At 39.8% G+C, this 8,248-nt stretch carries 9 protein-coding genes and 1 pseudogene; 2 read left to right on the top strand and 8 right to left on the bottom strand.

The annotated features are described in order from the left end of the window. Positions 1–55: 55 nt before the first annotated feature. From holA to ACPC57_RS05605, 4 genes are all read right to left on the bottom strand, one after another. Complete coding sequence (gene holA / locus ACPC57_RS05590) at positions 56–1,087, bottom strand: DNA polymerase III subunit delta (RefSeq protein WP_277836755.1); 1,032 nt, start codon at positions 1,085–1,087, stop codon at positions 56–58. 63 nt (positions 1,088–1,150) lie between these two features. Next, on the bottom strand, positions 1,151–3,388 hold the full coding sequence (locus tag ACPC57_RS05595) for a DNA internalization-related competence protein ComEC/Rec2 (protein WP_434066479.1): 2,238 nt from the start codon (positions 3,386–3,388) through the stop codon (positions 1,151–1,153). After that, entirely contained in the window at positions 3,372–4,049 is a 678-nt protein-coding gene (locus ACPC57_RS05600; protein WP_434066475.1) for a helix-hairpin-helix domain-containing protein, read from the bottom strand. The genes ACPC57_RS05595 and ACPC57_RS05600 overlap by 17 nt, the downstream gene beginning before the upstream one ends. Before the next feature lie 65 nt (positions 4,050–4,114). Beyond that, on the bottom strand, positions 4,115–4,858 hold the full coding sequence (locus tag ACPC57_RS05605; RefSeq protein ID WP_217374832.1) for a lysophospholipid acyltransferase family protein: 744 nt from the start codon (positions 4,856–4,858) through the stop codon (positions 4,115–4,117). A gap of 91 nt (positions 4,859–4,949) precedes the next feature. On the opposite strand from ACPC57_RS05605, the gene ACPC57_RS05610 reads away from it, so the two are divergent. Both ACPC57_RS05610 and ACPC57_RS05615 read left to right on the top strand, forming a co-directional pair. Continuing rightward, on the top strand, positions 4,950–5,699 hold the full coding sequence (locus ACPC57_RS05610) for a tRNA1(Val) (adenine(37)-N6)-methyltransferase (protein WP_130554335.1): 750 nt from the start codon (positions 4,950–4,952) through the stop codon (positions 5,697–5,699). Beyond that, a complete protein-coding gene (locus ACPC57_RS05615) occupies positions 5,689–5,961 on the top strand; it encodes a GIY-YIG nuclease family protein (protein WP_434066476.1) in 273 nt (90 codons plus the stop codon). The genes ACPC57_RS05610 and ACPC57_RS05615 overlap by 11 nt, the downstream gene beginning before the upstream one ends. A gap of 17 nt (positions 5,962–5,978) precedes the next feature. Here ACPC57_RS05615 and ACPC57_RS05620 read toward each other — a convergent pair whose 3' ends face one another. The 4 genes and pseudogenes from ACPC57_RS05620 to ACPC57_RS05635 form a co-directional block, all read right to left on the bottom strand. Further along, entirely contained in the window at positions 5,979–6,590 is a 612-nt protein-coding gene (locus tag ACPC57_RS05620) for an FMN-dependent NADH-azoreductase (RefSeq protein ID WP_434066477.1), read from the bottom strand. A 120-nt stretch (positions 6,591–6,710) separates the two neighbouring features. Then, positions 6,711–7,117, bottom strand: a pseudogene (locus ACPC57_RS05625) (GNAT family N-acetyltransferase). Positions 7,118–7,227: 110 nt separating this feature from the next. Next, a complete protein-coding gene (locus ACPC57_RS05630) occupies positions 7,228–7,827 on the bottom strand; it encodes a DUF1648 domain-containing protein (protein WP_434066478.1) in 600 nt (199 codons plus the stop codon). Further along, entirely contained in the window at positions 7,814–8,092 is a 279-nt protein-coding gene (locus ACPC57_RS05635; protein WP_105136884.1) for an autorepressor SdpR family transcription factor, read from the bottom strand. The genes ACPC57_RS05630 and ACPC57_RS05635 overlap by 14 nt, the downstream gene beginning before the upstream one ends. Between the last annotated feature and the right edge of the window lie 156 nt (positions 8,093–8,248).

The raw sequence follows: 8,248 nt of genomic DNA on the forward strand, positions 1-8,248 counted from the left end.
TGATAGTTCTATTGTAACCCTTTTTGAGAGCCTTTTCAATTTATTTGTCTGAAAATTACGATGTTGCGATTCTTAGCAAGGCAATGTCAAATAGATAATCTTTATCAAATTGTCCTGTTTTAATTTTGTAATCTGTTTCAATTAATAGCTTGACGACCTTTTTCAAAAAACCAACCGACAGATTTCTTGAATCACGCAAGGCATATTTTACCTGATAGGGATTAATCTTGCGACCAGATAAATCTGACAACGCAGTAACAATCTGCTGTTCACCACGACCTTGCTCATGTAGTATTTGCACTTGAAGATAGGTGCGAAACTGAGTTAACATAATCGCAATCAACTTGATTTCGTCCTCTCCTTGCAATCGTAAATCCCGAACAAGATGGCTTGCTTCATCCATTTTAGTTTGAAGGACAAGTTGAGTTAAATCGAAGATATTATCTTGAAGAGTTTTTGGGATTGCCACATCTATATCGGCCAGCGAAATTTCATTTTGTCCTCTATAGGATTGTAGAAAGACCAAATTTTTACTAACTTCTGCAAAATCAAAGTTGGATTTTACCATAAGATAGTGAAAAACATCTGGATCCATCCGCAACCCAAGTCGACCAACTTCATTCTGGAAATGATTCTTCAGCTCCATTTCCTTTAGAGGATTTGCTTCTAAAACCAATCCATCTCTTTTCAGAAGTTTGACAAGTCGACGCTTACTATCCAACTTACCAGGTGCTAGAATAATCAAGCGCGTGGTCTCAACTGGATTTTCCAAATAAGACTCAAATTGCTTCAGTTCGTCATCCGTCAAGTAGCGCTTCTTATCCGTTGTTAAATCTGCGAAATAATCAAGAATTACTACTTTTTCATCAGAAAAGAAAGGAAGAGAAACTAAATCCAAATCCACCTGATGATAGTCAGCCTCTGACATATCAAAATAGGCAAAACCCAAGTCCGAAGTATCAAATTCCAGTTGCTTCATCAATAAGTCTTTCGCAATGTGATATTGACCAACATCTTCACCACACAAAATGGTCAATAAACCTAAGTTCCCTTTTTTTATTTGTTCAATCTGTTCAATTACTGTCATAATCTCTCCGTATTCTTCTCTCCATTATACCATGCAAAAAAGAAAACAGCTACAGAGAGAGCGTCACTCTTTTACCGTTTCAATACTCCACTGTTTCCAACCTCGGAAACGGATTGCTCCTTGCAGATCCGTTCGGTAAACCTGCATATTTTGACTGTCAAGACGTTCCAGAGTTTCCTTATGTGGATGTTGATAGCGATTATTTTCACCAGCAGAAATCAGAGCAATTTTTGCTCCAATATGGTCTAAAAATTCTGGATATGAAGAGCCCTTGGAACCATGGTGACCTGCTTTCAGCACATCGACTGGTAGCTGCGGATAAGAAGTGATTAAATCTAATTCCCCTTGCTCCAAGTCACCGGTAAAGAGAAAATTCATTTTTAACAAACGACCATAGAGTACAATTGAGTCATTATTACCTCCATCTCCGATTCTATTGGGATATAGAACTTCTAGATAGGAATCAAAAATGGGCAATCGATCTCCAGGATTTACAACATGAACAGGGACATTTATTTTCCTCAAAGTCGCAACAAAATCTGGTACAGTCAAACTACCTGGAGAAACGTAAATCTTACCTATTTGAATCTGCCTAGCCACTTCTAGCACATCACCCACATGATCTGCATCGGTATGGGTCAGAACCAAATCATCAATCCGATCCACACCTCGACTATGCAGGTAAGGAATCAGTGTTCGCTCCGCATTTGCTTCCCTAGCCCGCTCCCGCCAAGCTTCCTTTGCAGCAAAGTCAACCCGACCACCCACATCAATCAGAACCGTCCGCCCCCGAATGTCCCGCAAAAAGATACTATCCCCCTGCCCTACGTCTACCACCGTCACCTCATTTTCCAGCGGGTGTTTGGTTATGAAAAATAGCAGAGCAAGGATCAGACTCAATCCAAGGAGCCATTTCTTCTCTCTGTGAAAATCATAAAGCAAGAAAAGGGAGAACAGCAAGAGCAAAAAGACAAGGCCCGTAGGTTTTCCTAAAATCCAAGGTCGAATCCCCAATTCTGCCACCCATACAATAATCTTTTCCATAAGGATAAAGAATCCGTTGACCCACGTCATTTTAATGAAGGGCGATAGTAAAAGAATGACAGATAGCCCAGGTAACAACAACACATCAAAAACAAAGGAAAAAACAAACGTTAAAAGGATAGATAAGGGCTGAAAGGCAAAAAAATAGGTCATCAAGACCGGTAAAATCCCAAGAGAAATACTCAGACTCTCCACTGCTATCTTTTTTAGCTGCCCTAGCTCTTCAAAATCAAAGACTGTCAATAACAAAGCATAGGTAAATGTTAGCACACCGCCTGCAGTCAGAAGAAACCGTGGCATAAGCAAGAGACAAACAAAGACTGTTGCTGCAAAATTATCCAATTTTCGTAGCCCGAGATTACCAAGAATTTTCTGGACCAAGGACCGCACGACTGATACTGAAAATCCTGTTAATCCTGCATAAATAAGAGAAAACGGAATTTGAAGTTTATCGACAGTTTCCTTTGTTAAACCCAAACGCAATAAAAGCCAGCGAAATTTGTCAATGAAAAAACCAACCTGCATCCCAGACAGGGCAAAAAGATGAATGATCCCTAAACTAGAATAGAGGTCACTCATTTGGTCAAAGTCACTATCTAACTCTCCCAATAGTAATCCAGTCATGTAGTGGCTCATGGGAGCAGGAAAATGAGATTTGATATAAACGAGAGCCTGCCTCCGCCAGGTTGACAACCAGTCAAAGATATTCCAAGAATGAACAGGGAGAATATTGTTAATGGTACTTATTTTTACTGTCCGATAGATGCCCTGGGTTTTGAGATAAGCCTGATAATCAAAACCATTGAAATTACGTTGACCTGCTGGTTGGCAAACTTCTGCATCTACCTCTAACTGCACCAAGTCCGTAAGCTCATGAAAGTAGGTTTGTTCTTCCTGACTTGCAACTTTATAGAAAACCTGAAAAACTTGACCTTCAGCCCGACCACGAAAAGATAGACTGTCTCCGTTGACATCAATGGTATCAGGAATAACCTGCACAGTTGTCACTTGCTCTGGAGCCCATTGATTTGTCCGCTCCCATTGTATCTTCTGACATCCGAAGAAGAGACCACATAAGGCTAGAAGCGGTAGCGTTTTGATGAAGACCACCTTTCCTTGCCGAAGCCTAAAGACTGCTAGTAACAGACTCAGCAGGCTCATTGTCAAAAGGGAAAAAGAGTGAACGGCAAAGTAGGCTAACACCGCCAAAACTGCAAAGTGAATGGGCTGACAGGGGAGTCTAATCAACCGTGACATATGGTCGGATACTTTCCATCGTTTTATCACCAATTCCTGAAACATTATTGAGATCATCAACCGATTTGAAACCACCATTGGCTTCACGGTAAGCAATGATATCCGCCGCTCTCTTTGCACCTATACCTGAAATGGTTTGTAAATCTGCCTCGGTGGCAGTATTTAAATTGACCAAAGAAGATTGGCTCTCCTCTTGAGTTTGAGTAGCTACAACACTTGAATTTGGTGCTGTTATTACTGAAACATCCTCATCCTTGTGTGCGACGTAAATAATCTCTTCATCTGCCAATTTTTGAGCTAAATTGACTGATTTTTGATTTGCTTCTGCTGTAAAACCACCAGCCGCAACAATCGCATCATTGACGCGACTCTCGAACTTAAGTGTGTAAAGTCCAGGTCTCTCTACTTCTCCTTTAACATCTACCACAACCAGTTGGATTTCTTGTTCAGTATCTCTTGTTTTGCTTTCTGTACTGGATTCTTCAACCTCTTCTGGAACACTACTTGCTTGGTTGTCCTGTGAAAATGCTGCCAAACCCGTTTGATCTGCAGGCTGAGAAGGCTGGTTGAGCAATAGAACACTCACAACCACTACTGTCATCATACTTGCAATTACACAAAACCACTTATGTTCCTTTACTATGTTTAACATTTCTTCCATAAATTTACCTCCATCCTTTTATTCGAAAATAAAAAAGAAAAACCCGCAGAAACGAGTTTTTCAATTCATTTTTTTAATTCTACCGATGGATTCCAAAAGAAGCTTGCTATGTAACTAAAAACATAGGTTAATCCTAAAATAATTGCTACTAGGATAAGGATAGGGAGACGGTAAATATAAGTTAATATATTTGGTTTTTTCTTAGTTTGGAAGGATGCTGCGTAATCATTCAAACGTTTAAATTCAGTTTCGATTCGATGAGTTACTTCAGCCGTCCCTGCATCATCCAAGCGCTTGATGTCTGAAACATCGATAGGATTTCCAAAAGCCACATCGATTCGCTCACCAGCCAAGAGCCCCTTGATGCTCATCGGTCCCACATAGGTTGCAGGCATGAGTTTAACCTTGGCTGACTTGGCAATGACCGCTACACCACCTTTTAGTTCTGAAGAATGACGACTTCCAGAAGGAAACATGACCAAAGAACGATTGCTTTTTTTCAACATGTTGACAGGGTATTTAATAGCTGCCATCCCAGGATTTTCACGATCAATTGGGAAGGCTCCACATTTGCGAATCCACCAGCCAAAACCGCGATCCTTGAAAAGTTCTTTTTTAGCCATAAAAATAAACTGTTTTGGCGCAGCAGCAAATCCTAAAAAAACAGGATCCCAGAAGGTCTTATGTGGAGCGATTAAAATATAATTCTCCTCTTGTGGCAATATTTTTTCTTTATCATGATAATGGATATTTCCATTAATTGCCCAAAGTAAAAAAGATAGTAAGGTACGTAAATAGGCGTAAAACATAGTCATCTCCTTTTCAGTCCTTACATTATACCATATTTTATCTCCGAAAAAAATCTGAAGTTCTGTTCTTACAATATGCTATAATTATCATATGCATAAAATAGAATTACAAGATGGGGAGCGGATTGACCAGCTCTTCTCAACAGATGTTCAAATTATTCAAAATCGGGAAGTTTTTAGTTATTCAGTTGATAGCGTCCTCCTATCGCGTTTTCCGAAAATGCCAGCTAAAAAAGGATTGATTGTCGACCTTTGTAGCGGAAATGGGGCGGTGGGCCTCTTTGCCTCCACACGTACAAAGGCTCAGATTGTCCAGGTTGAATTACAGGAACGCTTAGCGGACATGAATCGGCGATCCATCGAACTCAATGGTTTAGAGGAACAGTTAACAGTGATTAACGACGATTTGGCAAACTTACCTCAATATGATTTACGATCAAAAGTTGATTTAATGCTCTGCAATCCTCCTTACTTTAAAGTAGATGAATCTTCTAACCTCAATAAAAGCGAGCATTACCTTTTAGCCAGACACGAGATTGCGACCAACCTTGACAATATTTGCCAGGTAGCACAACAAGTACTCAAATCCAATGGTCGCTTGGCCATGGTCCATAGACCAGATCGATTTTTGGATATTTTAGATAAGTTACGTATCTACAAACTGGCTCCAAAACGCATCCAGTTTGTCTATCCCAAGGCCAGTAAGGAAGCGAATATGTTACTGATTGAGGCTATCAAAGATGGTTCTGTAGATGGATTACATATCCTGCCACCTCTGGTTGTTCACGAGGAAAACGGCGACTATACTCCTGCTATTCATGAGATTTATTATGGAAAATAAAGCCTATTTTTATGTTTTAGAATGTGCTGATGATAGCCTCTATACCGGTTATACAACAAATGTGGAAAAAAGACTCGCTACTCACAATCGTGGAAAAGGTGCTAAATATACACGTGGTCGTTTGCCTGTCAAACTACTCTATCAAGAAGTTTTTGCCAGTAAGCAGGAAGCCATGTCTGCCGAAGCCTTGTTTAAAAGACGTAGCCGGCAGAGCAAGTTAAATTATATTGCAGAAATGCAAAAAAAGCCATGCTCCAAATGAAGCGTGGCTATTTTTTATTAGAAATGTAGTAAAATATTATCAATTTTCCCCATAGCTTCTTCAAATATCGCTTGAGCCTGACTTGGATCAGCTGATTGTCCTTCGATGAAGACTTGCTGAATGTCTTTAAAGCCCAAAAACTCAAAGATAGACTTGATGTACTGGGCAGCTGGATCTTGACCTGCATAAACACCACCATTGGACTGGATGTGCAGGAGCTTTTTGTCCTTGATCAATCCGATAGAGCCTTCTGGGCCATACTTAAAGGTCAGGCCTGCTACATTAATTGTATTTATCCATGAAACAAGCTGACTTGGTACATTGAGGTTCCAAAGGGGATTGACGACCACAATCTTATCCGCCGACAAAAACTGCTGAGTAAAAGCATTGTACCGTTCCAACCGCTCGGCTTGTTCAGATGCAATCTCCTCCCCCTTCTTTGCAGCTGCCATCGCTTCCAACAAAGGTTTATCTAGGGTAGGAATCTGGTCTTCAAAAACATCTACTATTTCAATCCGATCTTCTGGATGCAAACTGGCGAATCGAGTTTCAAATTCTTCCAATGCCCTCAAAGCATAGGACTTTTGTGAGTCAAGGGGGTGGGCCTTTACAATTAATACAGTTGCCATTGTTCATCTCCTTTGTTACTAATTATTGATAAATATATTCTACTCTTTTTAATTTGAAATTCAAATCATCTGCTCAAAGCAGAGGCTGGTCAACCAGCCTCTGCTTTTCTTGTTTGTTTCTTATTTTAAATAAGTATAAGCAACACAGCCTAAACTATCAACAGCCGTAAAACCGAGTGCTTCATAGAATGACCTTGTTTTCTCAGCATTATCCGTCAAAAGATGAAGCTGATAAATACCTGGAAAGTGTGAAATGGCTTGCTCTAAAAGATTTCGACCAATTCCCTGACGCTGATAGGCGGGGAGGACCAAAATATCCTAAATGAAGATGATAGAATAACCATCACCAACTGCCCGCAAAAGACCAACTAGACGGTCACAGTCAACGGCACAAGAACGAGCAGAATATGTTCCAAGGCCTTCTCTAGCATTTCTGGATGGCTACTATAGCCTGTCCAACCCACAGAAGCATAGAGGTCTAGGACAGCTTGAAAATCGAGTTGAGGATTTTGTTTGTAAGTAATCATGATGTTCTCCTTTGTATTGTTTTTTAGAATACAAAGGCTTTGTCCATTGTTAAAACACCCATGGTCTTACCTCCTGTTTGCTACTTCTAGTATAACAAAAACCGCTCCAATTATGAAGCGGTTTTATAATGACGATACGCATAATAGAGGCTAAGACTTAAAGTAGAAACACCAAAGAAAATCAGCACAATAATAGATACGGATGGAGAGCCTAACAAGCTAACTAGCAACAATAATCCACCAATAATGAAGAGATAGCCTGACTGCTTTCTTCCCTTTCGTTCTATTTCATTGGTCTTGCTATCCAATTCCTCCTTGGGTAAATAATTCCCTATTACCATATAGCCGATAGCCAGCAGTCCAATGACAAGCCTACGGTAATCCAATTCTCCGCCTAAATTATACCAGAGTAAAGAAACTTGAATGATGAGAGCCAGTAGCGGAAAAAGCCATTTGACTACTCGAATGACTGGTATTCTCCCTATCCCTTTCACATCATAAAGTACACAAATGAATAGGTGAACACAAAAGAATAGTAGCGGTGTCAAAATCATCATATACTTGGCCATAGAGCCATTTGGCTCACCATTTACCCCAAAATGAGTTACCATGGTATCTGGCAATGCTTTATAGTAACAAATCGTCAATACAGCTATTAGTAGAAATATACTAGAAGTTGCTAATAAGGTTTTTATGTCAATTTTCTTCATCTTTTTGCCCTCCAAAACTTGCAATCCAAACCAAGACTTCTTCAAAGACCGTATAGTTTAGACGATAATAAATAAAATTTTTCTGCTTTTCCTCCAAAATTAATCCAGCTTTTTTCAAAGTGGATAAATGATGAGAAACTGTTGCTCCAGTTAATTGAAATTGTTCTACAATTTCCCCAGCAGACTTCGGCCCCGACTTAAGACTATCTAGAATTTGCCTACGAATAGGAGCAGAAATTGCCTTCAAGGTTTCAGACAATCCCATAATATGCCTCCTTGTCCATCTATTTAGAAACATTTCTAAATAGAATTATACTCTATTTTTATTGTTTGTCAAGAACTATTGTAACCGCCCAATAACAAGGTATATTGAAAAAGGATCCAAAGTCCTGTCGACTCTGGAACCTTTTTCTATTTACAT

Source organism: Streptococcus sp. VTCC 12886 (assembly GCF_049893425.1).
GTDB classification, from domain to species: Bacteria; Bacillota; Bacilli; order Lactobacillales; family Streptococcaceae; genus Streptococcus; species Streptococcus suis_AA.

Excerpts from the sequence above, each read along its gene's own strand:
- holA (WP_277836755.1), bottom strand. The coding sequence starts at position 1,087 with ATGACAGTAATTGAACAGATTGAACAAATAAAAAAAGGGAACTTAGGT.
- ACPC57_RS05595 (WP_434066479.1), bottom strand. The coding sequence starts at position 3,388 with ATGTCACGGTTGATTAGACTCCCCTGTCAGCCCATTCACTTTGCAGTT.
- ACPC57_RS05600 (WP_434066475.1), bottom strand. The coding sequence starts at position 4,049 with ATGGAAGAAATGTTAAACATAGTAAAGGAACATAAGTGGTTTTGTGTA.
- ACPC57_RS05605 (WP_217374832.1), bottom strand. The coding sequence starts at position 4,858 with ATGTTTTACGCCTATTTACGTACCTTACTATCTTTTTTACTTTGGGCA.
- ACPC57_RS05610 (WP_130554335.1), top strand. The coding sequence starts at position 4,950 with ATGCATAAAATAGAATTACAAGATGGGGAGCGGATTGACCAGCTCTTC.
- ACPC57_RS05615 (WP_434066476.1), top strand. The coding sequence starts at position 5,689 with ATGGAAAATAAAGCCTATTTTTATGTTTTAGAATGTGCTGATGATAGC.
- ACPC57_RS05620 (WP_434066477.1), bottom strand. The coding sequence starts at position 6,590 with ATGGCAACTGTATTAATTGTAAAGGCCCACCCCCTTGACTCACAAAAG.
- ACPC57_RS05630 (WP_434066478.1), bottom strand. The coding sequence starts at position 7,827 with ATGAAGAAAATTGACATAAAAACCTTATTAGCAACTTCTAGTATATTT.
- ACPC57_RS05635 (WP_105136884.1), bottom strand. The coding sequence starts at position 8,092 with ATGGGATTGTCTGAAACCTTGAAGGCAATTTCTGCTCCTATTCGTAGG.